We start from the raw sequence: 240 nt of genomic DNA, 5'->3' as shown, positions 1-240 counted from the left end.
GGTGCCGGTGCCAATCCTGAGGTCGGCCGTCAGGCTGCACTCGAGGACCGTGAGCGCATTGCCGAGGTGCTGCAGGGCACCAACATGGTGTTCATCACCACCGGCATGGGTGGCGGTACCGGTACCGCCACCCATGCCGGTGGTGATGAACACCATGTTGGTGCCCTGCAGCACCTCGGCAATGCGCTCACGGTCCTCGAGTGCAGCCTGACGGCCGACCTCAGGATTGGCACCGGCACC

1 pseudogene is annotated in these 240 nt (G+C 65.8%); it reads right to left on the bottom strand.

What is annotated here, in order from left to right:
* Positions 1-114: 114 nt before the first annotated feature.
* Positions 115-240: pseudogene (locus tag J5M56_RS27155) on the bottom strand (cell division protein FtsZ); the annotation flags it as partial.

Source organism: Pseudomonas sp. 51_B, from assembly GCF_017491595.1.
GTDB classification, from domain to species: Bacteria; Pseudomonadota; Gammaproteobacteria; order Pseudomonadales; family Pseudomonadaceae; genus Aquipseudomonas; species Aquipseudomonas promysalinigenes.
Note: the sequence above shows the minus strand (reverse complement) of the source record. Positions and strands in the feature narration are given on the sequence as shown.